The organism is Streptomyces vietnamensis (genome assembly GCF_000830005.1).
In the GTDB taxonomy this organism is placed as follows: Bacteria; Actinomycetota; Actinomycetes; order Streptomycetales; family Streptomycetaceae; genus Streptomyces; species Streptomyces vietnamensis.
This window is the reverse complement of sequence record NZ_CP010407.1, coordinates 2,328,764-2,350,736: the sequence shown is the minus strand read 5'-3', so window position 1 is coordinate 2,350,736 and position 21,973 is coordinate 2,328,764. Positions and strand designations below refer to the sequence as shown.

Sequence of the window (21,973 nt, the reverse complement as noted above, 5' to 3'; positions counted from 1 at the left end):
CCGGGCATGCGGATCATCCTTGTCACCGGCCCCGGCGGCGCCGGACGCACCACCCTCGCCGCCGCCACCGCCCTCGCCGAGGCGCAAGCGCAAGCGCAGGCGCAGGCCGGCCGTCAGGTCCTGCTCGTCTCCGAGGACGCCGACCCGATGGAGGGCGTGAAGCTCCTGCGCCCCCGCCCCGGGGACGACTTCCGGCGGGAGTTCCTCGCCCTCCAGGCCCGCTCCTCCGCCGCCCTCGACCTCCTCGGCACCGCCCCCTTCGAGGACGCCGAGCTCACCGAGCTCCCCGGGAGCCGGCAGTTCGCCCTGCTCAGGGCCCTGCGCGACGCCGCCGCCGGTGACCACGAGCTCGCCGTCGTCGATCTGCCCCCGCTCCCCGAGGCCCTCGCCCTGCTCGCTCTGCCCGGGCAGCTCCGCCGCTATCTGCGCCGCCTGCTGCCCCCGGAGCGCCAGGCCGCCCGCGCCCTGCGCCCGATGCTGGCCCAGCTCGCCGGCGTCCCCATGCCCGCGCAGTGGCTGTACGAGACGACCGCCCGCTGGGAGGCCGAGCTCGCCGCCGTCCAGGCCGTCGTCGAGGACCCCGACACCACCGTCCGGCTCGTCCTCGAACCCGGCCCCGGCGCCGCCCGCGCCCTGCGCACCGCCCGGCTCGGTCTCGCCGTCCAGCGCCTCGCCCTCGACGCCGTCGTCGCCAACCGGATCCTGCCCGCCGCCTCCGAGGACCCCTGGCTCGCCGGACTCACCGCCGAACAGCACCGGCACCTCGCGGAGCTCCGTACCGCCACCACCGGCGAGCTGTACGAGCTGCCGCATCTCGGCAGGGCCCCGCGCGGGGCCGAGGACCTGGTGCTCCTCTCGCCCGTCCGGACCGAGAAGACGGTCCCCGTACCGGAGTGGGCCGTCGAGGACCGGCGCGAGGAGGACGGCGTCCTCGTCTGGCACATCCCCCTGCCGGGGGCCGTCAAGGAGGAGCTCTCCCTCGTCCGCCGCGGTGACGAACTGCTCCTGACGGCGGGCGCGTTCCGCCGCGGCGTCCCGCTGCCGGGCGCCCTGCGCCGCTGCACCGTCACCGGCGCCGGGCTCGTCGACGGGGACCTCCGGGTGCGCTTCACGCCCGACCCCGGGCTCTGGCCCCGTACCCCCTGAGGCGCGTGTACCGTCGAAGTACGCAGCCACTGAGGAGTACGCCATGAGCGATTCGGACGCCTGGGCCAAGGCCTGTGCCGAGGACCTGGAGGCGGAGAAGGCCCGCCGCCGGGCGCAGCGCGCGGCCGAGCCCGGCTCGCCCGCGGAGGAGTTCCGCAGGCTCTTCGAGGCCGTGGCCGACAAGGTCTCCGGCAGCCTCGGGAACCCGCTCCTCGGCGGCCAGGCCGCGCAGACCGTGCAGCAGCTCGTCAACCAGGCGAAGGCCGTCGTCGAGCCCGTCATCGAGCGCAACCCGCAGGTCTTCGACCACCTCGCCGCCGCCGGCAGCGAGCTGCTCGCCGCCTACCGTTCCGCCGTCGAGGGCCACGAGAGCCGCTGGACCCGCGGCGGCGCCGTACCCGATGCCGACGACCCGCGCCGCGACGCGGATCCGGACACGCCCCGCAAGGACGACGAGGGGCCCGGAACCGGCCAGCACATCGACCTCGACTGAGCGGCGGGCCACCCCCGCTCGGGTACGGTGGGCCTTAGCGGGGCTCGACCGAAAACTGAGGGACACATGGGACTCACCATCGGCGTCGACATCGGCGGCACGAAGATCGCGGCCGGCGTGGTCGACGAGGAGGGCAACATCCTCGACACGCACACCGTGCCCACCCCGCCGACCCCCGAAGGCATCGTCGACGCCATCTGCGCCGCCGTCTCCGAGGCCGGCAAGGGGTACGAGATCGAGGCCGTCGGCATCGGAGCCGCGGGCTACGTCGACGACAAGCGTGCCACCGTCCTCTTCGCGCCGAACATCGACTGGCGGCACGAGCCGCTGAAGGACAAGGTCGAGCAGCGGGTCGGCCTGCCCGTCGTCGTCGAGAACGACGCCAACGCGGCGGCCTGGGGCGAGTACAAGTTCGGCGCCGGCAAGGGCCACGAGGACGTCATCTGCATCACCCTCGGCACCGGCCTCGGCGGCGGCATCATCATCGGCAACAAGCTGCGCCGCGGACGCTTCGGCGTGGCCGCCGAGTTCGGCCACATCCGGGTCGTCCCGGACGGCCTGCTGTGCGGCTGCGGCAGCCAGGGCTGCTGGGAGCAGTACGCCTCCGGGCGCGCGCTCGTCCGGTACGCCAAGCAGCGCGCCAACGCCACCCCGGAGCGCGCGGAGATCCTCCTCGGCCTCGGCGACGGCACCCCGGAGGGCATCGAGGGCAAGCACGTCAGCCAGGCCGCCCGCGCGGGCGACCCGGTGGCCGTCGACTCCTTCCGCGAGCTGGCCCGCTGGGCCGGCGCCGGCCTCGCCGACCTGGCCTCGCTCTTCGACCCCTCGGCGTTCATCGTCGGCGGCGGCGTCTCGGACGAGGGCGACCTCGTCCTCGACCCGATCCGCAAGTCCTTCCGGCGCTGGCTGATCGGCGGCCAGTGGCGCCCGCACGCGCAGGTCCTCGCGGCCCAGCTCGGCAACAAGGCCGGCCTGGTCGGCGCGGCCGACCTCGCCCGCCAGGGCTGAACCCGGTACGGAGCCGTACGACGACCGCCCGCCGCGTCCTCTCGGACACGGCGGGCGGTCGTCGTATGTTGGCCGTCATGGCGATCAGTGAGCTGCCCAACTCCCGCACCGAGAGCGACGGTTCGGCCGTCCTCCGGGTCCTGAGCTACAACGTCCGCTCGATGCGCGACGACGAGGACGCCCTCGCCCGGGTGATCCGCGCCTGCGCCCCGGACCTCGTCTTCGTCCAGGAGGCCCCGCGCTTCTTCCGCTGGCGCAAACACGCCGCCCGGCTCGCCGCCAAGAGCGAGCTGGTCATGCTCAGCGGCGGAGCCACCGCCGCCGGACCGATGCTGCTGTGCTCCCTGCGGGCCACGGTGGAGCGTACGGAGGACGTCCTGCTGCCGCTCACCCCCGGCCTGCACCGGCGCGGCCTCGCGACCGCCGTCGTCCGCTTCGCCGGGGCCCGGGTCGGTCTGGTCAGCTGCCACCTGAGCCTGCGCGAGGACGAGCGGTACGCCCAGGCGGGGATGGTCCTCGACCGGGTCGCCGCCCTCGGCACCCCGTACGCCCTCGTCGCCGGCGACCTGAACGAACGCCCCGGAGGCCCCGCCTTCACCCGCCTCACGGAGGAGCTCCAGGACGGCTGGGCGGTCAGCCCCTGGGGCGGCGAGCACACCTCGACCCCCGCCGACCCGCACCAGCGCATCGACGCGATCCTGGCGACCCCGGGCGTCGAGTTCCTCGGCTGCGGAGTCCCGCCCCACCTCGACCCGGCGGACCTGCGGGCCGCCACCGATCACCTTCCGGTGCTGGCGGCGGTCCGGGTGCCTGCCGCGTCCTGAGGCCGCACCCGGCACGACTTGCCCGGCCACCTGCCCGGCGGCCGGAGGCCGGCGCAGCCGTCCGCAGTGACACATGCGGCTCCGCCGCGTGGCCGGGAGGCGCCCCGGCGCCGAGTGGTGCGAGGGCGGCGTCGAGAATCAGACGACCGCCCCGCGGCCCGGGTCGTCGAAGCCGTCGTCATCGTCGTCGTCGTGCTTCATGCGGGCCACCAGGGTCACGAAGCCGCCCAGGAAGCCGCCCACGCAGAGCGTCGTCAGCCACCAGGTCATGTCCCACTGGAGCAGGACGGCGAGCAGCATCAGGACCGGGCCGCCGACGACCGCGAGCCAGGCGAACTTGGTCGTCGTGTCCGCCTCGGGCAGCGGCGGCGGCTCCGGCGGGACGAAGTGGCCCTCGTCGGCACCGCCCGCCGCGTCGTCCGGCTCGGCCGGCGAGTAGTCGCGGGGGCCGCCGGAGAGCACACCGGGCGCGAACACGATCGAGCTGCCGAGCGCGGGCCGCTCGGGACCCGCCTCCGGCTCCTCGTCCGCCTCGGGGTCCTCGACCGGGGGCTTCGGCCTCGGCTTCCAGGCCGTGCCCTTCACCGGCCGGATCTCCCCGGAGTCCTCGTCGGCCCCGTCTTCGGGCTCCGGAAGCGACAGGTTCTCGACGGGCCGGAACGGCTTCGCCCCCGGAGGGTCCGCGGGCTCCTCGCCGTACCCGGCGACGATCGCGGCCCAGGCCGCCTCCTCGTCGATGGGCTGCGGCTCCCGCCCGTCGCCGTCCTGCTGCTCAGCCACCGCTCCTGCTTCCCTTCCCGTCGACCAGATCCGGGGCCAGACGCTCGACGAAGGCCAGGCTCTCGTCGAAGATCCGCTCTGCATCATGGTCCAACGTCGCCACGTGGTAGCTCTGTTCCAGCAGGATCTCCTTGACGTCCGTCGAGGAGATCCGGGAGAGGATCCGGGCCGAGTCGGCGGGCGGCACGACGTGGTCCTGGGGGCTGTGGAGCAGTACCACCGGCTGGGTGACCTGCGGGAGCTGCGCGTCCACGGTCTGGAAGAGGCGGCGCAGGGAGTGCGCGGCGTGCAGCGGCACCCGGTCGTAGCCGACCTCGGTCACGCCCTCCTTGGCGATGTCGCTGGCGATGCCCTTGGTGGAGGGGACCAGGTGCCGGACGACCGGCAGGGCGTGCGCGGCGAGGCCGTGCACCTTGTTCGCCGGGTTGACCAGGACGATGCCCCGCACCGCGTCGCCGTGCTGGGCGGCCAGCCGCAGCGTGAGGGCCCCGCCCATGGAGAGGCCGAAGACGAAGACGGTCCGGCACCGCTCCTGGAGCTCGCGCAGGGCCCGGTCCACCTCCGCGTACCAGTCGTGCCAGGTGGTGAGCTGCATGTCCTGCCAGCGGGTGCCGTGGCCGGGCAGCAGCGGCACCGACACCGACAGGCCGCGCTCGGCCAGGTACTCGGCCCACGGGCGCATCGACTGCGGGGAACCGGTGAATCCGTGACAGAGAAGGACGCCGACCTCTCCGCCTTCATGGCGGTACGGCTCGGCTCCGGGAAGGACCGGCACCGGGGTCTCCTGTTCGGTTGCGACTCCGGCGTCTGCGGGTGCGCCGGAGCGACGGAAGATGGGGAAGGACCTTCACGGTACGCGACCGGACCGACACCGACCAGGGCCGTAGCGGGGGCCGTGCGTCGGTACGGGATAAAGTCGGGGCGACGGCACACGGAAGGCATGGCGAGTTGATCTACGGCGCAATGAAGTTCTCCATCGGAGGGTCCCTGAAGCTTGCCTTCCGTCCCTGGGTGGAGGGTCTGGAGAACATCCCCGCCGAGGGGCCCGCGATCCTCGCGAGCAACCACCTGTCCTTCTCGGACTCCTTCTTCCTGCCCGCCGTCCTGGACCGCAAGGTCACCTTCATCGCCAAGGCCGAGTACTTCACCACCCCGGGTGTGAAGGGCAAGCTCACCGCCGCCTTCTTCAAGGGCGTCGGCCAGCTCCCGGTGGACCGTTCGGGTGCCCGCGGCGCGGGCGAGGCGGCCATCAAGGCCGGCATCGAGGTCATCGAGGGCGGCGGGCTCTTCGGGATCTACCCGGAGGGCACCCGTTCGCCCGACGGCCGCCTCTACCGGGGCAAGCCCGGCGGTCTGGCGCGCGTCGCCCTGGCCACCGGCGCGCCAGTGATCCCGGTCGCCATGATCGACACCGAGAAGATCCAGCCGCCCGGCAAGGTCGTCCCCAAGCTGATGCGCCCGGGGATCCGGATCGGCAAGCCGCTGGACTTCACCCGCTACCAGGGCATGGAGGGGGACCGCTTCATCCTCCGCTCGGTGACCGACGAGGTCATGTACGAGATCATGAAGCTGTCCGGCCAGGAGTACGTCGACATCTACGCGACCGCCGCCAAGCGGCAGATCGCGGAGGCGGAGAAGGCGGCCAAGGAGGCCGTCAAGGCCGAGATCGCCGCTCGGGAAGAGTCCGGCGCGTAAGTCCCCGCGAGGGGTTTTCCGGGGGTGGGGGAGATGGCCAAGCGCGAGCGTGTCGTGCGCATGTCGGTCGAGCTGCCGCTGTGGCGGGCGCTGACCGGCTACCGCGTCCTGACGATGGTCTACGCGGTGCTGATCTTCGTGTTCGGCCGGGAGCGGTACGAGCGGCCCTGGATCGCCGTCGCCTATCTGGCGGTGCTGGGCGTCTGGACCCTCGCCACCCTCCCCAAGGTGGCGAACGCGGCGAGCTGCACCAAGCGCTTCCTCGGCGCCGACCTCGCCGTCGCCCTCGTCGGCATCCTCCTCACCCCGCTCGTCGACGCCCAGGCCCAGTCGGTCGACGGCCCCACCCTGCCGTCGATATGGACCGCGGGATCCGTCCTCGCGTTCGCGATCAAGGGCGGCTGGCGCTGGGCCGGCGTCGCCTCCTCCCTGGTCGCCGTCGCCAACATCGTCGAGCGCGGGCACCCCACCCGGGACACCTTCCACAACGTGCTCCTGGTCTGGGTCGCCTCCATCGCCATCGGCTACGTCGTCGAGGTCGCCCGCGCCTCCGAGCGCACCCTCGCCCGCGCCCTGGAGATCGAGGCCGCGACCCGGGAGCGGGAGCGGCTGGCCCGCGACATCCACGACAGCGTCCTCCAGGTCCTCGCGATGGTGCAGCGGCGCGGCACGGCGCTCGGCGGCGAGGCCGCCGAGCTCGGCCGGATGGCGGGGGAGCAGGAGGTGGCCCTCCGCACCCTCGTCGCGGGCGGGCTCACCCGGCCCAGCCTGGTCTCCGAGGACGAGTCCGAGGGCGCCTTCGTCCGGGTCGTCGAGGTGGACGACGATCCCCCTTATGGCGCGGGCGACGCGCCCGTCGACCTCCGCGTCCTGCTCGCCCCGCGCGCCGGGGCCAAGGTCACCCTCTCCGAGCCGGGCGCCCCGGTCCTGCTGCCGCCGCCCGCCGCCCGCGAGCTGGCCAACGCCGTCGGCGCCGCCCTGGACAACGTCCGGGTGCACGCCGGCGAGGACGCGCACGCGTGGATCCTGATCGAGGACTGGCCGGACGAGGTGATCGTCACCGTCCGGGACGACGGTCCCGGCATCCCCGAGGGCCGCCTCGCGGAGGCCTGGGGCGAGGGCCGGATGGGCGTCGCCCTGTCCATCCGGGGGAGACTGCGGGATCTGGGCGGCTCGGCCGAGCTGATCTCGGTCCCCGGCCAGGGCACGGAAGTCGAGTTGAAGGTTCCACGGGGGAAGGCAGGGGAGAAGTGAGCGAGCAGCGGATCAAGGTGATGGTCGTCGACGACCATCCGATGTGGCGGGACGCGGTCGCCCGCGACCTCGCGGAGGCGGGCTTCGACGTGGTCGCCACCGCCGGCGACGGCGAGCAGGCCGTGCGCCGCGCCGCCGCGGCCGGTCCCGACGTCCTCGTCCTGGACCTGAACCTGCCGGTCAAGCCGGGCGTCCAGGTCTGCAAGGAGCTCGTCGGCGGCCGTCCCGAGCTGCGGGTCCTCGTCCTCTCGGCGAGCGGCGAGCACGCCGACGTCCTGGAGGCCGTCAAGTCCGGCGCCACCGGCTACCTCCTCAAGTCGGCCAGTACGGAGGAGCTGATCGACGCGGTCCGCCGCACGGCCGTCGGCGACCCCGTCTTCACCCCGGGCCTGGCCGGCCTGGTCCTCGGCGAGTACCGCCGGCTGGCCTCCGAGCCCGCCCCGGCGGCCGGCGCCGACGAGCCGAAGGCCCCGCAGCTCACCGAGCGCGAGACCGAGGTGCTGCGGCTCGTCGCCAAGGGCCTCAGCTACAAGCAGATCGCCGAGCGCCTCGTCATCTCGCACCGCACGGTGCAGAACCACGTCCAGAACACCCTGGGCAAGCTCCAGCTGCACAACAGGGTGGAGCTCGTCCGGTACGCCATCGAGCGCGGCCTCGACGACGCCTGAGGCGGCCGGGGACGACGATGGGCCGTATATTCCGCATATACGGCCCATCGTGATGTTGAGGGGAATCCCGTGGAAATCCTGGCATTCGGCGTGCAGGCGGACGAGCGGCCCCTCATGGAGAAGGCCTTCGAGGGACACCACGACGTCCGCTGCCTGAGCGTCTTCCTCAATGAGGACACCGCCCCCATCGCCGCCGGCTACGAGATCATCTCCACCAGCGTCAACGCCGATCTGAACCACCGGGTCCTGCAGACCCTCGCCGCCGGCGGGACCCGGATGATCGCCCAGCGCTCCACGGGCTTCAACAACATCGACCTGGAGGTCGCCGAGCGCCTCGGCCTCACCGTCGCCCGGGTCTCGTCCTACTCGCCTTACTCCGTCGCCGAGTTCGCCTGGACCCTGGCCCTGGCGGTCAACCGCCGGATCGTCCGCGCCTCCAACCGGACCCGCGACTTCGACTTCCGGCTCGACGGACTGATGGGCCGTGACCTGCGGGGCCGTACCGTCGGCGTCCTCGGCACCGGCAAGATCGGCGAGGCCTTCACCCGGATCGCCCACGGCTTCGGCATGAACCTCCTCGGCTGGGACGTCGCCGAGAACCCCGCCTGCGTGGAACTCGGCATGAAGTACGTCGAGAAGGAGCGGCTCTTCGCCGAGGCCGACCTCATCAGCCTCCACGTCCCGCTCATGGAGGCCACCTGGCACCTCGTCGACGCCGCCGCCCTCAAGGCCATGAAGGACGACGCCCTCCTGGTGAACTCCAGCCGCGGCGGCCTCGTCGACACCGAGGCCCTCGTCACCGAGCTCCGGTCCGGCCGTTTCGCCGGAGTCGGCCTGGACGTGTACGAGGCGGAGGCCGGGCTCTTCTTCCTCGACAAGTCCCTGGAGGTCGTCGAGGACGACACCCTGGCCCGCCTGGTCACCTTCCCGAACGTGGTGGTGACCTCCCACCAGGCGTACTACACGACGGACGCGGTCGGCCAGATCATCGACACGACGGTCCAGAACGTCCTCGACTACGGCGCGGGGCGGCGCAGCGAGAACGTCCTGGTCCCGAGGGCCTCCTAGACCAGCACGCCGGCGAGCAGCGAGGCCGTCAGGGCGGCCCCGTCCGTCGTGAGCACCGACTCCGGGTGGAACTGCACCCCCGCGAAGCCCGGTCCGCGCAGGGCGTGCACCTCGCCGGTCTCCGCGTCCCGGCTCACCTCGATGCGGTGCAGCGCCAGTTCCGTCGCCGTCCGGTCGTCGCAGCGGGCGGTGAAGCTGTTGTAGAAGCCGACCGTCTGCTCCTGCCCGAAGAGGTCGATCCGCAGCTGCGCCCCCTGGAACGGGGTCCGCTTGCGGACGATGTCCAGGCCCAGTTCGGCCGCGATCAGCTCGTGCCCGAGGCAGACGCCGAGCAGGCCGTGGCGGTGTTCCCGTACGAGCTCCGCCGTCAGACCGCGCAGGAAGCGCATCTTCGGGTCGGACGCGTCCGAGGGGTTTCCCGGGCCGGGTCCGAGGACGACCGGGCCCTCGTGGGCGAGCGCGAGCTCCCGCAGGCCCGGCTCGTCGTAGCGGAGCACCGACACCTCGAGGCCCGAGGAGCGCAGGACGTGCGCCAGCATCGCCGTGAAGGTGTCCTCGGCGTCGATCACGAGCGCGTGCCCGGACAGCTCCGCCGACCTGACCTGCATCTTCAGCCAGAACGGCGCGAGGTCCGCACGACGCGCGTCGAGCGCGGCCCGCACCCGGGGGTCGTCGGCGAGGCGGGGCGCCACCGGGGACCCGTCGTGCGGCCGCCCCTCCCGTACCCCGAGCGCGGTGAGCACCCCCGCCGCCTTCGCGTGGGTCTCCGCGACTTCACCATCCGGGTCCGAGTGCCGTACGAGCGTGGCACCCACCGGCACCCGCAGCCGTCCGTCGGCGGCGATGTCGGCGGTACGGATCAGGATGGGCGAGTCCAGCGTCTGCGCCCCGTTCGCGTCCGTGCCGAGCAGGGCCAGGGCGCCCGCGTAGTACCCCCGGCCGCCCTCCTCGTGACGCTCGATCACCCGGCAGGCGTTCTGCACCGGCGAGCCGGTCACGGTCGCCGCGAACATCGTCTCCCGCAGCACCTCCCGCACGTCCAGCGAGGACCGGCCGCGCAACTCGTACTCGGTGTGCGCGAGATGGGCCATCTCCTTGAGCCGCGGACCGACCACCACCCCGCCCATGTCGCCGACCGTGCACATCATCTTCAGCTCCTCGTCCACCACCATGGAGAGCTCTTCGGTCTCCTTGCGGTCGGCGAGGAAGGCGAGCAGGTCCTCGGGGGTCGGGGCGGCCCCGGCCGGGTAGCGGTACGTGCCGCTGATCGGGTTCATCACGACCGTGCCCCCCGACATCCGGACGTGCACCTCGGGGCTCGCCCCGACGAGCGTCCGGTCCCCGGTGTGCACGACGAACGTCCAGTACGCGCCCCGCTCGCCCGCGAGCAGCCGCCGGAACAGGGCGAGCGCGTCGGCGCGCCCGAAGCCCGGGATCTCGCCGGTGTAGGTGCGCCGGATCACGAAGTTCGCGCCCTCGCCGGAGCCGATCTCCTCGTCGATGACCCGCCGCACGGTCTCCGCGTAGTCCTCGTCGGAGACGTCGAACCCGCCGCCCTCCACCCGTACGTCATGGGCGGGCAGCGCGGCGAGGGCCTCGTCGAGCGGCAGCTCGTACGCCTCGTCGGCGACGAGCACGGAGAGCGGGGTGCCGTCGTCCCGCACGTCGAAGCCGCGCTCCCGGATCTGCCGGAAGGGCACGAGCGCGAGCGTCGGCAGCGGGCCCACGGGCAGCTCCGCGAGGCGCTCGGCCTCGTGGACCCGGCCGATCAGCACCTCGACGGTGTCGTGGTCACGGCCGGGGGTGCGGCGGCGCAGCAGGGCGAAGGGAGGGCAGGAGTCGTCGAGGAGACGGGAGAGGTCCATGGGGCGTGTCGTTCCTTCCGAGCGGAGTACGGAGAGGAGGAACGGCCCCGGGTACGAGAAAGGCCGCCCCTCGGGCGGCCTTCGCGTGTCTGTCGGTGTACGCGAGATCAGTGGGCCGCCGGATGAGCGGTCCACCACCAGTTCTGGTTCGAGTGCGCGTACATGCGAGCACTGTAACCCAGCGGGACACGGGAACGGGGTCCGTTCCGCACCGTGGACGGTGCGGAACGGACCCCGCGGCCCTGCGATCAGACCTGCGACCCGATCAGACGATCAGGTTGTAGATCCCCCAGCCGCTGCCGATCGAGACGCGGGTGGCGTACGGGTTCGGGTAGCCGTTGGTGTTCTTGTAGAACCACAGGACACCGGAGGCGTCCCGGGCGATCAGGTCCGGCTTGCCGTCCTTGTCCAGGTCGCTCGGGCCGACCATGACGTTGTAGACGCCCCAGCCGCCGCCGACCTTGGCACGGGTGGCGTACGGGTTCGGGGAGCCGCCCGTGTTCTTGTACAGCCACAGCGTGCCGGTCGTGTCGCGGGCGATCAGGTCCGGCTTGCCGTCACCGGTCATGTCACCGGTGCTGATGAGCTCGTTGTAGACGTTCCAGCCGCCGCCCACCTTGACCCGGGTCGCGAAGGGGTTCGGGGTGGCGCCCGTGTTCGTGTACAGCCACAGGACGCCGGAGGCGTCGCGGGCGATCAGGTCCGGCCGGCCGTCGGCGTTCATGTCCCGCGCGCCGAGCAGCTTGTTGTAGATCCCCCAACCGGCGCCGACCTTGAGCCGCGCCTTGAACGGGGCGGAGGGGTTGCCGCTGCCCTGGTAGTACCAGAGCACGCCGTCCTTGTCCCGGGCGACCATGTCCCCGGTCCCGTCGGCCCGCAGCGCCGTCATCGGCGTGATCGCGTTGTACCCGCCCCACCCGGGCCCGACCCGGTACCGCGTCAGGAACGAGGTGCCCGAACCGGTGCCCTGGTACTGCCAGAGGACGCCGTCCTTGTCGCGGGCGATGACGTTGTAGCGGTCGGTGGTGGCGACGGGGGCGGCGCCGGGCGCCTCCACGATGTCGCTCTGCTTCACCCAGACGATCTTGTGGTGGAAGCGGATCGGCACGAAGAGCACGTTGCCGACGACGTTCTTCTGGGCGGAGCCGAACCAGTCGTCGCCCTTCACCGCGGGACCGGCCTTCACGTAGGCCTGGCCGGAGGAGAAGGTGAACTTCGACAGCGGGTCGTTCTCGTCGCCCGGCGGGGTCAGGCCGGCCGCGGTGTAGGCGGCGGTGTCCGGGAAGGAGCGGCCGAAGACCTTGGTCGAGGCGAGGCCCGACTTGAGCTTCACGGTCGTGGCGCCGGACACCGGCACGGTGTACTGGCCGCCCGGGTTGTAGAACCAGGCCTTCTCACCCGCGTACCAGATCGCCGTCCAGTCGGTGCGGGTCTCGGCGACGACGTAGAGGCCGCCGGCGCGGACCTTGTTGCCGTAGTTCGAGCCCTCGGACCAGCCCGAGCTGTAGTACGGGTCCTTCAGCGTCGTCGCGCTCGTCGAGGGCGACGTGTACAGGTAGCCGAAGTTGGACGGACGCGCCGGGACGGCCGTGCCGCCGGTGGTCAGCGTCGGCTGGTTCGCCGTGGTGAACGGCGGGACCACCCGGACCACCTGGCCGGCGCGGAGCAGACCGCCCGCTCCCTTGTCGCCCTGCGGGGCGCCCAGGAGGGACATGTAGTAGTTCCAGTCCCAGTACGGGCCCGCGTCCCAGTGGAGCGAGTCGACGTTGTCGTCCGTCTGGAGTGCCACCTCGTCGTGGCCGATGATGTGCTCGCGGTCGATCGGCACGCCGTACTTGTTCGCGAGGAACTTCACCAGGGCGGCGGAGGAGGCGTACTGGGACGGGGTGTACCAGCTGCCCTCCTTGATGGCGTAGCCCTCGTGCTCCACGCCGATCGCGTGCATGTTGTGGGTCCAGTTGCCCGCGTGCCACGCCAGGTTCTTGTTCTCGAGCATCTGGGTGACCAGACCGTCCGAGGCGCGGATCAGATAGTGGGCGCTGCCCGACCCGGTCGGGTCGGTGAGCACCTGGAGCGAGCCGTCGTAGCCGCCTTCGGTGTCGTGGATGACGATCTGGCGGATGTCCGTGCCCTGGTTGGGGCGGTCTCCGGCGGTGTAGTTCTTCTTCCCCGCGGAGTTGGGGACGCTCAGCTTGACGTTGCAGTTGAGGCCGGCGGGGCACTCGGGGAGCGTGGTCTCCGTCGTGCTCGCGAAGGTCGCGGCCAGCGGCACGTTCGACGGCTTGACCGGGTCGACCGCAGGGTCGGCCGGCAGGGTGACCTGCTCGCCGTCGAGGGTGAGCTCCCGCTCACCGGTCTTGATCGAGTCGAAGACGCGCTTCGCGAAGAGGTCGGCGCCCTTCTTCTCGGGGGACTGGCTGAACCGCGCCACGGCCGGGTACCAGTCGCCCGGCTCGTCGGACAGCTCGGCGCCGGCCTGCTTCTGGTAATCGGCGAGAAGCGCCGCACCGGCCCGGATGGAGGCCGAGGTGTCGTTCTGGACGGTCTGGGTGGAGCTGTCGATCAGCTCGGCGGCCTTGTCCAGGGTGTGGAGCCGGGGGTCGTCGGTGTCGACGAGCGCCTTCTCCAGGATGCGCCGGACCTTCTCGCGGTCGAAGGTCTTCTCGATCTCCGGCCGGCCGGAGCCGTTGAAGTGATCGATCTGCTCGTCGGTGACCTTCTGGTCCACGTCCTCCGGGTCGACCTTCGTCAGACCCATGACGTTGTACGAGCCGATCGTGCTCGGCTCGCCGTCGTGCGACTCCCACCGGCTCTGCTGGTACGACACCGCCATCAGCACGCTCTGCGGCACATCGAACTCGCGCGCCGCGTTTGCGAACTGCTCCTGGAGGGAAGAGTCGCCTCCGGGCTTGCCGTCGCCCGCCGCGCCGAGGAGGCCCGGTGAGGCGACCGCGATGGTGCCGATGGTGGCCGTGGCGACGACCGCCGCCGCCGCTCCGTACAAGAGTCGTTTCTTCTTGCGGTCCCTGCGGTGCCTCTGGGTCACGCCCACCCCTGTGGTTCGACTGTGTTCTTGTGAAACGCGCCGCAGGGTAACACCACACGAAGGCATGAATGTCACCAGCAGACATTTCCGGCGCGCGTCTCAGCCATTGGGCAGAGGGACAGGACAGGACGAAGAACCCCGTACTGTGGTGCATGTGACCGTGAACGCTGATTCCCACGCCGTCGCCAAGGCGACCTGGCGAGACCTGCCCGCGGCGCAGCAGCCCGAGTACCCCGATGCCGAGGCTCTGCGCGATGTGATCGCGGACCTCGAGTCGTATCCTCCGCTCGTCTTCGCCGGCGAGTGCGACCAGCTGCGCGCCCGGATGGGAGCCGTCGCCCGTGGCGAGGCGTTCCTGCTCCAGGGCGGCGACTGCGCCGAGGCCTTCGACGCCGTGTCCGCCGACCACATCAGGGCCAAGCTCAAGACGCTGCTCCAGATGAGCGCCGTCCTCACCTACGCGGCCTCCGTGCCCGTCGTGAAGGTCGGCCGCATCGCCGGCCAGTACTCGAAGCCCCGCTCCAAGGGCACCGAGACCCGTGACGGCGTGACCCTGCCGACCTACCGCGGCGACTCGGTCAACGGCTTCGACTTCAACGAGAAGGCCCGCATCCCGGACCCCGAGCGGCTGAAGCGGATGTACAACGCCTCCGCCTCCACGCTCAACCTGGTCCGCGCCTTCACCACCGGTGGCTACGCCGACCTGCGCCAGGTGCACGCCTGGAACCAGGACTTCGTGAAGTCGTCCCCCTCGGGCCAGCGCTACGAGGCGCTCGCCCGCGAGATCGACAACGCCCTGAACTTCATGAAGGCCTGCGGCACCGACCCGGCCGAGTTCAAGGCCGTCGAGTTCTACTCCTCGCACGAGGCGCTGCTGCTCGACTACGAGGGCGCCCTGACCCGTACGGACTCGCGCACCGGCAAGCTGTACGACACCTCCGGCCACATGGTCTGGGTCGGTGAGCGCACCCGTCAGCTCGACCACGCGCACATCGAGTTCTGCTCGCAGATCGCCAACCCGATCGGCATCAAGCTCGGCCCGACCACCACGGTGGACGAGGCGCTCACCTACATCGACCGTCTCGACCCGGACCGCGAGCCGGGCCGGCTGACCTTCATCGTCCGCATGGGCGCCGACAAGGTCCGCGACAAGCTCCCCGAGCTGGTCGAGAAGGTCACCGCCTCTGGTGCGGTCGTCGCCTGGGTCACCGACCCGATGCACGGCAACACCTTCGAGGCGGCCTCCGGCCACAAGACGCGCCGCTTCGACGACGTGCTCGACGAGGTCAAGGGCTTCTTCGAGGTCCACAAGGAGCTGGGCACCCACCCGGGCGGCATCCACGTCGAGCTCACCGGTGACGACGTCACCGAGTGCGTGGGCGGCGGCGACGAGATCTTCGTCGACGACCTGCACCAGCGCTACGAGACGGCCTGCGACCCGCGGCTCAACCGCAGCCAGTCGCTCGACCTGGCGTTCCTGGTGGCGGAGATGTACCGCGATCAGTAAGTAGGTTCTTACGGAGATGGGGCACGGATCGCTGTGATCCGTGCCCCATCTCCGTATCGAGGGCTTTTACGCCTCCGAGGCGCCGGGTAAGGTTAGGTTAGCCTTAACGATCTCGGCGGGAGGTGAACCGCGTGTACGTCTGCTCATGCTTCGGTGTCACGGAGAAGCAGGTCAAGGAGCACGCGGACGCGGGCGCCTGCACGCCCCGCCAGATAGCCTCCGCCTGCAAGGCCGGTACGGACTGCGGTTCCTGCGTCCGTCGCATCCAGGCCATCCTCGGGCGCGGCAACTGCCCGCGACGCGAGCTCGTGGACCAGGGCATGCCCGCCCTGACGGCGGAGACGGTCGCCGAGCTCCAGGAAGCCGCCTAGGACCCTCGGGTCCGTCCTAGCTGGGCTGCTCGATGAGCGTCGAGAGGTACAGCGCCTCGCCCAGGGACTCGATCAGCTCCAGCTGCGTGTCCAGGTAGTCGATGTGGTGCTCCTCGTCGGCGAGGATCTCCTCGAAGAGGTTGGCGGACGTGACGTCCCCCTTGGCGCGCATGACCTCGATCCCGCGCCTCAGGCGGTCGATCGCCTCCACCTCGACCTGGCGGTCCGCCTGGAACATCTCGGTGATCGTCTGGCCGACCCGCACGTGGAAGAGCCGCTGGTAGTTGGGCAGGCCGTCGAGCATCAGGATGCGCTCGGTCAGCTTGTCCGCGTGCTTCATCTCGTCGATGGACTCTTCGCGGGTGTACTTGGCGAGCTTCGTCCACCCCTTGTTGTCCTGGATGCGGTAATGCAGCCAGTACTGGTTGATGGCCGTCAGCTCGCCGGTCAGCTGCTCGTTGAGGAACTCGAGGACCTCGGGGTCGCCCTGCATCGCTTCAGGATCCTTCCACGCTACGTGTCCATGCCGTCACCAGGCGGTATGGCCGCATCCTCGCACCCCGAATGGGGGGCGTCCAGTAAGTGCAGGCTTAGTGTGAGTTGCCCGAATCGAGCCGCCCGCATGGTCGCCTGGTCATGACCACCCCTCGCCGTCTGTCACCATGGATGACATGGGTCAGCCGGAGAGCGGAGCACACCGGGAAGCGGGTCAGCCGGATCGTTCGCCGGACCTTCCGCCGGATCTGCCGCCGGGGCAGCGGCTCCAGCGCGGCTGGCCGGTCACCCATTACGGGCCCGTCCCCAAGTTCAAGCCGGACCGCTGGGAGTTCCGCGTCTTCGGGGCGACGGCCGACGGCGACAAGCGGTGCTGGAACCACGAGGAGTTCTCGGCCCTCCCGTTCTCCACGGTCGTGGCCGATCTGCACTGCGTCACGAAATTCAGCATGCTCGGGGCCGAATGGGGCGGTGTCCCCGCCCGCACGATCCTGGAGCTCGCCCCGCCCGCCCCGCATGTGACGCATGTGATGGTCTGGGCCGAGTACGGCTACAGCGCCAACATGCGGCTCGCCGACTTCGCGTCCGACCGTACGATCTTCGCCACCCACAAGGACGGGGAGCTGCTCACCGCCGAGCACGGCTTCCCGCTGCGGCTCGTCGTCCCGCACCTGTACGCCTGGAAGGGGCCCAAGTGGGTCCGGGGCGTCGAGTACATGGCGGCCGACCGCCGGGGCTTCTGGGAGGAGCGCGGCTACCACAACCTCGGTGACCCGTGGACGGAGCAGCGCTACTCGTACCAGGAGGAACCGGGAGACGGCCCGGAGCTGTAGCAGCTCCGGACCGTCTCGGTGGTGGTTCGGCGGTGGCTCAGTGGTGGTACTGGTGGACCACCGCGTGGCCCTTGCCGCGGCCGATCATCCACTTGTTGACCGGTGTGGTCACCACGAAGGCGATGGCGAGCGAGACCGCGAGGGCGACCCAGAAGAGCGCCTCGTCGAGGTGCGCGTCCATGGCGCTGGGCCAGAGGGCGATGACGCCGTTGTCGATGATCTCCATGACGGCGATCGAGAGGGTGTCGGCGGCGAGGGCGACCTTGAAGGCCGTCTTGAAGTCGACGCCGGCGGACAGGATGCCGCGCAGGGTGAGCGCGTAGCCGAAGAAGAAGGCCAGGATGATCGCGAGGACCATCGTCGGCAGGTTGCCCCAGCCGAACGCGGTGCCGATGATCATGCCGAGGATCTCGCCGATGGCGCAGCCGGTGAGGCAGTGCAGCGTGGCCTGGGCGGCCATGGACCAGGAGACCTTGCCGCCGGGGGTGCGGTGGTGACCCGCGTGGGCGTCGTGGCCCGTGTGGGCGTCGTGGCCCTCGTGGCCGACATGACCCTCGTGGCTGGTGTGGGTGCCGTGGCCTTCGTGACCGGCGTGCCCCTCGTGGCCGGCGTGGGTGCCGTGACCGGCGTGGGCGGCGTGGTCCCCATGGCCCGCGTGGCCCGCGTGGGAGTCGTGGTTCTGGTGGTGACCCTCGTGGCCCTGGTGGCCGGTATGACCCTCGTGGCCGGAATGGTCGTGGTGTGCGTGCGCTTCGTGCTGCATGAGGTGCCCCCAGCCTCGGGTATGCGGTTCCGTCGTCGATAGGAACCGTATACCCCCCTAGGGTATTCCTCAACAGGAAATGATCATCCTCGGCGCTCGCGGAGCTTCTTCAGGAGCTCGACGTCGGCGACGTGCCCCTCCTTGCCGCCAGGGGTCTCGATGATCAACGGTACGTTCTCGGTCGCCGGGTGCCGCAGGAGTTTTTCGAAGGCCTCCTCGCCGATGTGACCGGCGCCGATGTTCGCGTGCCGGTCCTTGTGGGCGCCCACCACGTCCTTCGAGTCGTTGGCGTGGATCAGCTTCAGCCGGCCCTCGCCGACCGTGTCCACCAGCAGGTCGAGGGTCTGCGCCGCGCCGTGCGGGCCCGCCAGGTCGTGCCCGGCCGCGAAGATGTGGCAGGTGTCGAGGCAGACGCCCAGCTTGGGGTGGCGGTCGAGCGCGTCGAAGTACGGCCCGAAGTCCCAGGTCCGCGAGCAGAGCGAGGAGCCCTGGCCCGCCGTCGACTCCAGGAGCAGATCCGGATCGTCCTCGTGCGTCAGCTCGTCGAGGAGCGGCAGCATCCGCTCGCGCACCTGGGCGAGGGCCACCTCGCGCGGCCGGCCGCCGGTCGCCGAGCCGGTGTGCACCACCACGCCCTTCGCGCCGATCTCCCGGCCCCGGCGCAGCGAGTGCCGCAGCGACTCCACCGACTTCTCCACCGTGGCCTCGGTGTGGGAGCCGAAGTTGATCAGGTACGGGGCGTGCACCCAGACCGAGATCGACTCGGCCTCGCACTCGGCCCGGAACCGCTCGTCCTGGACCGGGTTGCCGGTCGGGGTCGCCCAGCCGCGCGGGTTGGCGACGAAGACCTGCACGGTCTCGGCGCCCAGCTCGCGGGCGTACCCGAGGCCGACCGTGGCGAGGCCACCGGCCACGGGGACGTGGCCGCCGACGGGGTTGCGCATGAGTCTCTAGAGTCCCTTGATCGTGATGGTGATGGTGGAGCCCTCGGGCGCGGTCTGCCCGCCCTCCACGGACTGGCTCGCGACCTTGTCGCCGAGGTAGGGGAAGGACTTCTTGACCTCCACCTCGAAGCCCGCGTCCTCCAGGGCCGTCCGGGCGTCCTCGGTCGACCGGTCCGTCACGTCCGGGACCTCGACCAGCTTCGGGCCCTTGGAGACGGTCAGGGTGATGACATCGCCCTCGGCGGCCCGGCTGCCCCCGGCGAGGGACTGGGCCGCGACGGTTCCGGCCTCCTCGGGGGAGTTGATCCGCTCCGGGGCGACCTTCACGGTGAGCCCCTCCTCCTGGAGGGCGGCCGTGGCGTCGGCGACGGTCTCGCCGCTGACGTCGGGCACGTCGATCGGAGAGCCCTTGCTGACCACCAGGGCGACGGCCGAGTCGGGGCTGCGCTCGGTGCCGGGCTCGGGGTCGGAGCCGATCACGGAGCCCTGAGCGACGGAGTCGCTGAAGGAGTAGGTGATCACCCCGGGCGCCAGGCCCTCCTGCTCCAGGTCGCGCTTGGCCTCCGCGAGCGGCTTGCCCTTGAGGTTGGGCACCTTCACGATCTGCGGGCCGCGGGAGAGCGTGAGGGTGACCGTGCCGTTGCCCCGGACGCGCTCGCCGGGGGCCGGGTCGACGGCCATGACCGTGCCGCGCTCGTACACGTCGCTGAAGGCGCGCTTCGTGGTGCCGACGTCGAGACCGGCGTCCGTGAGGCGCTTCGTCGCGGCGGCCTCGGACTGGCCGAGGACTGCGGGGACGCGGGTGAACTGGCCGGAATTGATGTACCAGACGCCGGCGCCCAGGCCGAGGGCGAGCAGGACGGCGACGACCGCGAGGAGGGGGCCGCGCGGGGGCCGCCGGCGGCCGGCGCGGGGCGCCTCCGGGGCGGGCAGCCGGTTGGTGTGCTCCACGGGTACGGGCCTGGCGATCACGCTGGTCCGGTCCTCGGCGGTGTCCCGGGCCTCGGAGCGGGCCAGCGGCGGCACCGCGTCCAGCTGCTCGTCGCCGAGCCCGGCGCGGGCCTCCCGGAGCAGGGCGAGCAGGGCGACGGCGTCGTACGGACGGAGCTCGGGGTTCCGGGCCGTGGCCGCCGCGACCAGGTCGTCGAGCTCCGGGGCGAGCCCGGGGACGGTGGCGGAGGGGACGGGCACGTCGGTGTTCAGGTGCTGGTAGAGCACCTGGGCGGGGGTGTCGCCGGAGTGCGGCTTGCCGCCGGTCAGCATCTCGTAGAGGACGACGCCGCAGGCGTACACGTCGGCGCGGGTGTCGGCGGTGCCGTGCTCGATCTGCTCCGGCGCGAGGTACGAGACCGTGCCGAGGACCGCGCCGGTGGTGGCCGTCGCCGAGCCCACGGCCCGGACGAGACCGAAGTCGGCGACCTTCACCCGGCCGTCGTCCCCTATCAGGACGTTCTCCGGCTTCATGTCCCGGTGCACGAACCCGGCCCGGTGCGCGGCGCCGAGCGCGGCGAGGACCGGCTCCAGGATGTCGAGCGCGGCCCGGGGCGAGAGGGCGCCGCGCTCGCGCAGGACGTCGCGGAGGGTGCAGCCGGCGACGTACTCCATCGCCAGATAGACGTACGCGCCCTCGGCGCCCTGGTCGAAGACGCCGACGACGTTGGGGTGCGCGAGCCGGGCGACGGACTTCGCCTCGCGGATGAACCGCTCGACGAAGGCGGCGTCCGTGGCGAGGTCGGGGTGCATCACCTTGAGCGCGAGGACGCGGTCGAGGCGGGTGTCGACGGCCCGGTAGACCGTGGCCATCCCGCCGACGGCGATGCGCGCGTCGACGCGGTAGCGGCCGTCGAGCAGCCGCCCGACGAGGGGGTCCTGAAGGGTCGTGTCCACGGGCCGAGTCTACGAGGGCGGCGCGGGCGGGCGGGCCTGCCGCCCCTGTACTGCAGCGCACCTGTGACGCACCCGGCCCCGACGCGGACCACGGCCCGCTGGGCGGTGCCCGCCCGTGTGCCCGCGCCCGCGCTTGGCGGTGCCCCGCCCCGTGTGGCCCGAGCCCGCGCTGGGCGCCGCCCCGCCGCCGGGTGGGCCCGCGCCCGGGCGGGCGGCGCCCACCCGCCGTGTGGGCAATCGTCCCGCTGGGCGGGACGGGTGGGCACACGGGACGGCGCCCCCAGCCGGGCCTAGGCGTTCCGTGCCTGGACCCGCACCGACCGAGCGCCGTGCACGGGGTGCGGGTCAGGGCGCGGAAGCCTCTGGCGCCGGCAGGGCGCGGGTCCGTTGTGCCCACCCGTTCCGCCCTGCGGAACGATTGCCCACAACGGGGGCGGCGCCGTCCGTGCGGGTGGGCACCGCCCCAGCGGAACGATTGCCCACAACGGGGCGGGCGCGGCCCACAGCGGCGGGCGCGGGTCCGCAACGGGGTCAGAAGGCGGGGCGTTCGGGGTCCAGGTGGGCCTGGCCCGTGGTCGGGGAGGACGCGGAGGCGAAGTGGCGGCGGGGAATGCGGCCGGCACGGTGCGCCAGGCGGCCCGCTTCCACCGCGTGGCGCATCGCCGAGGCCATCAGCACCGGCTCCTGCGCCCGCGTCACCGCCGACGCCAGCATCACCGCCGCGCACCCCAGCTCCATCGCGAGCGCCGCGTCCGAGGCGGTTCCCGCGCCGGCGTCGAGGATCACCGGGACCCCGGCCCGTTCCGTGATCAGCTGGAAGTTGTGCGGGTTGCGGATGCCGAGGCCGGAGCCGATGGGCGAGCCGAGCGGCATGATCGCCGCGCAGCCGACGTCCTCCAGCTTCCGGGCGAGGACCGGGTCGTCGTTGGTGTAGGGGAGGACCACGAAACCGTCGTCGACCAGGGTCTCGGCCGCGGCCAGGAGCTCCTCGCCGTCCGGGAGGAGGGTCCGCTCGTCCGCCACGACCTCCAGCTTGATCCAGTTCGTGCCCAGTGCCTCCCTCGCCAGCCGTGCCGTGAGGACGGCCTCGCCGGCCGTGTAGCAGCCCGCCGTGTTCGGCAGGACCCGGATGCCGAGGCGTTCCAGGACGGAGAGGACCGAGCCCTGGACGGTCGGGTCCAGGCGCCGCATGGCGACCGTCGTCAGCTCCGTACCGCTGGCGACGAGGGAGCGTTCCAGGACGTCGAGGCTGGGAGCGCCGCCGGTGCCCATGATGAGGCGGGAGGCGAACTCCGTACCGCCGAGGGTGAAGACGTCGTCGGACAT

Annotated in this window: 21 protein-coding genes; 11 read left to right on the top strand and 10 right to left on the bottom strand. The window is 71.8% G+C overall.

All coding sequences use genetic code 11. The features are described 5' to 3' along the window. Nucleotides 1–6: 6 nt before the first annotated feature. The 4 genes from SVTN_RS10350 (at nucleotide 7) to SVTN_RS10335 (ending at nucleotide 3,471) form a co-directional block, all read left to right on the top strand. A complete protein-coding gene (locus tag SVTN_RS10350) occupies nucleotides 7–1,146 on the top strand; it encodes an ArsA family ATPase (protein WP_041128820.1) in 1,140 nt (379 codons plus the stop codon). Nucleotides 1,147–1,189: 43 nt separating this feature from the next. Further along, on the top strand, nucleotides 1,190–1,639 hold the full coding sequence (locus tag SVTN_RS10345; RefSeq protein ID WP_041128819.1) for a DUF5304 domain-containing protein: 450 nt from the start codon (nucleotides 1,190–1,192) through the stop codon (nucleotides 1,637–1,639). 66 nt (nucleotides 1,640–1,705) lie between these two features. Next, nucleotides 1,706–2,647, top strand: a complete 942-nt coding sequence (locus SVTN_RS10340; protein ID WP_041128818.1) for an ROK family glucokinase — start codon at nucleotides 1,706–1,708, stop codon at nucleotides 2,645–2,647. Nucleotides 2,648–2,724: 77 nt separating this feature from the next. Then, nucleotides 2,725–3,471 (top strand): endonuclease/exonuclease/phosphatase family protein, encoded by a 747-nt coding sequence (locus SVTN_RS10335; RefSeq protein WP_041133756.1) that lies wholly within the window; start codon nucleotides 2,725–2,727, stop codon nucleotides 3,469–3,471. 138 nt (nucleotides 3,472–3,609) lie between these two features. On the opposite strand, the gene SVTN_RS10330 is transcribed toward SVTN_RS10335, so the two are convergent. Next, nucleotides 3,610–4,251, bottom strand: coding sequence for a hypothetical protein (locus SVTN_RS10330; protein WP_041128817.1), 642 nt, complete (start codon nucleotides 4,249–4,251; stop codon nucleotides 3,610–3,612). Then, on the bottom strand, nucleotides 4,244–5,026 hold the full coding sequence (locus SVTN_RS10325; protein WP_041128816.1) for an alpha/beta hydrolase: 783 nt from the start codon (nucleotides 5,024–5,026) through the stop codon (nucleotides 4,244–4,246). The genes SVTN_RS10330 and SVTN_RS10325 overlap by 8 nt, the downstream gene beginning before the upstream one ends. A gap of 173 nt (nucleotides 5,027–5,199) precedes the next feature. On the opposite strand from SVTN_RS10325, the gene SVTN_RS10320 reads away from it, so the two are divergent. From SVTN_RS10320 to SVTN_RS10305, 4 genes are all read left to right on the top strand, one after another. Beyond that, nucleotides 5,200–5,946 carry a lysophospholipid acyltransferase family protein gene (locus SVTN_RS10320; protein WP_174518248.1) on the top strand — a complete coding sequence of 249 codons (747 nt, stop codon included), beginning with the start codon at nucleotides 5,200–5,202 and terminating at the stop codon, nucleotides 5,944–5,946. Between the two features lie 33 nt (nucleotides 5,947–5,979). Beyond that, nucleotides 5,980–7,200, top strand: a complete 1,221-nt coding sequence (gene macS, locus SVTN_RS10315; RefSeq protein WP_041128814.1) for a MacS family sensor histidine kinase — start codon at nucleotides 5,980–5,982, stop codon at nucleotides 7,198–7,200. Between the two features lie 20 nt (nucleotides 7,201–7,220). Beyond that, nucleotides 7,221–7,868 carry a response regulator gene (locus SVTN_RS10310; RefSeq protein ID WP_041133755.1) on the top strand — a complete coding sequence of 216 codons (648 nt, stop codon included), beginning with the start codon at nucleotides 7,221–7,223 and terminating at the stop codon, nucleotides 7,866–7,868. Nucleotides 7,869–7,937: 69 nt separating this feature from the next. Then, nucleotides 7,938–8,936, top strand: a complete 999-nt coding sequence (locus tag SVTN_RS10305) for a 2-hydroxyacid dehydrogenase (RefSeq protein WP_041128813.1) — start codon at nucleotides 7,938–7,940, stop codon at nucleotides 8,934–8,936. On the opposite strand, the gene SVTN_RS10300 is transcribed toward SVTN_RS10305, so the two are convergent. The 3 genes from SVTN_RS10300 to SVTN_RS10295 all read right to left on the bottom strand — a co-directional run bounded on the left by SVTN_RS10300 (nucleotide 8,933) and on the right by SVTN_RS10295 (nucleotide 13,847). Continuing rightward, a complete protein-coding gene (locus tag SVTN_RS10300; protein WP_041128812.1) occupies nucleotides 8,933–10,801 on the bottom strand; it encodes an anthranilate synthase family protein in 1,869 nt (622 codons plus the stop codon). The genes SVTN_RS10305 and SVTN_RS10300 overlap by 4 nt on opposite strands. Before the next feature lie 107 nt (nucleotides 10,802–10,908). Next, nucleotides 10,909–10,965 carry a trp operon leader peptide gene (locus SVTN_RS46575; RefSeq protein ID WP_223766914.1) on the bottom strand — a complete coding sequence of 19 codons (57 nt, stop codon included), beginning with the start codon at nucleotides 10,963–10,965 and terminating at the stop codon, nucleotides 10,909–10,911. Nucleotides 10,966–11,066: 101 nt separating this feature from the next. Further along, the gene (locus SVTN_RS10295; protein ID WP_041133754.1) at nucleotides 11,067–13,847 is read right to left on the bottom strand and encodes an N-acetylmuramoyl-L-alanine amidase; all 2,781 of its coding nucleotides are present in this window, start codon (nucleotides 13,845–13,847) and stop codon (nucleotides 11,067–11,069) included. A gap of 154 nt (nucleotides 13,848–14,001) precedes the next feature. On the opposite strand from SVTN_RS10295, the gene SVTN_RS10290 reads away from it, so the two are divergent. Continuing rightward, complete coding sequence (locus SVTN_RS10290; protein ID WP_425428955.1) at nucleotides 14,002–15,354, top strand: class II 3-deoxy-7-phosphoheptulonate synthase; 1,353 nt, start codon at nucleotides 14,002–14,004, stop codon at nucleotides 15,352–15,354. 122 nt (nucleotides 15,355–15,476) lie between these two features. Next, nucleotides 15,477–15,725: a (2Fe-2S)-binding protein gene (locus SVTN_RS10285; RefSeq protein ID WP_041128811.1), complete on the top strand. Its 249-nt coding sequence runs from the start codon at nucleotides 15,477–15,479 to the stop codon at nucleotides 15,723–15,725. 16 nt (nucleotides 15,726–15,741) lie between these two features. On the opposite strand, the gene bfr is transcribed toward SVTN_RS10285, so the two are convergent. Further along, on the bottom strand, nucleotides 15,742–16,218 hold the full coding sequence (gene bfr / locus SVTN_RS10280; protein WP_041128810.1) for a bacterioferritin: 477 nt from the start codon (nucleotides 16,216–16,218) through the stop codon (nucleotides 15,742–15,744). 178 nt (nucleotides 16,219–16,396) lie between these two features. Here bfr and SVTN_RS10275 point away from each other — a divergent pair, with 178 nt between their 5' ends. After that, on the top strand, nucleotides 16,397–17,053 hold the full coding sequence (locus tag SVTN_RS10275) for a sulfite oxidase-like oxidoreductase (protein ID WP_041128809.1): 657 nt from the start codon (nucleotides 16,397–16,399) through the stop codon (nucleotides 17,051–17,053). 37 nt (nucleotides 17,054–17,090) lie between these two features. Here SVTN_RS10275 and SVTN_RS45450 read toward each other — a convergent pair whose 3' ends face one another. From SVTN_RS45450 to SVTN_RS10255, 4 genes are all read right to left on the bottom strand, one after another. After that, nucleotides 17,091–17,513 (bottom strand): DUF4396 domain-containing protein, encoded by a 423-nt coding sequence (locus SVTN_RS45450; RefSeq protein WP_099055181.1) that lies wholly within the window; start codon nucleotides 17,511–17,513, stop codon nucleotides 17,091–17,093. Nucleotides 17,514–17,899: 386 nt separating this feature from the next. Next, on the bottom strand, nucleotides 17,900–18,760 hold the full coding sequence (locus SVTN_RS10265) for a deoxyribonuclease IV (protein ID WP_041128807.1): 861 nt from the start codon (nucleotides 18,758–18,760) through the stop codon (nucleotides 17,900–17,902). 6 nt (nucleotides 18,761–18,766) lie between these two features. Further along, on the bottom strand, nucleotides 18,767–20,647 hold the full coding sequence (pknB, locus tag SVTN_RS10260) for a Stk1 family PASTA domain-containing Ser/Thr kinase (protein WP_174518247.1): 1,881 nt from the start codon (nucleotides 20,645–20,647) through the stop codon (nucleotides 18,767–18,769). Between the two features lie 531 nt (nucleotides 20,648–21,178). Continuing rightward, nucleotides 21,179–21,973 (bottom strand): thiazole synthase, encoded by a 795-nt coding sequence (locus SVTN_RS10255; RefSeq protein ID WP_041128806.1) that lies wholly within the window; start codon nucleotides 21,971–21,973, stop codon nucleotides 21,179–21,181.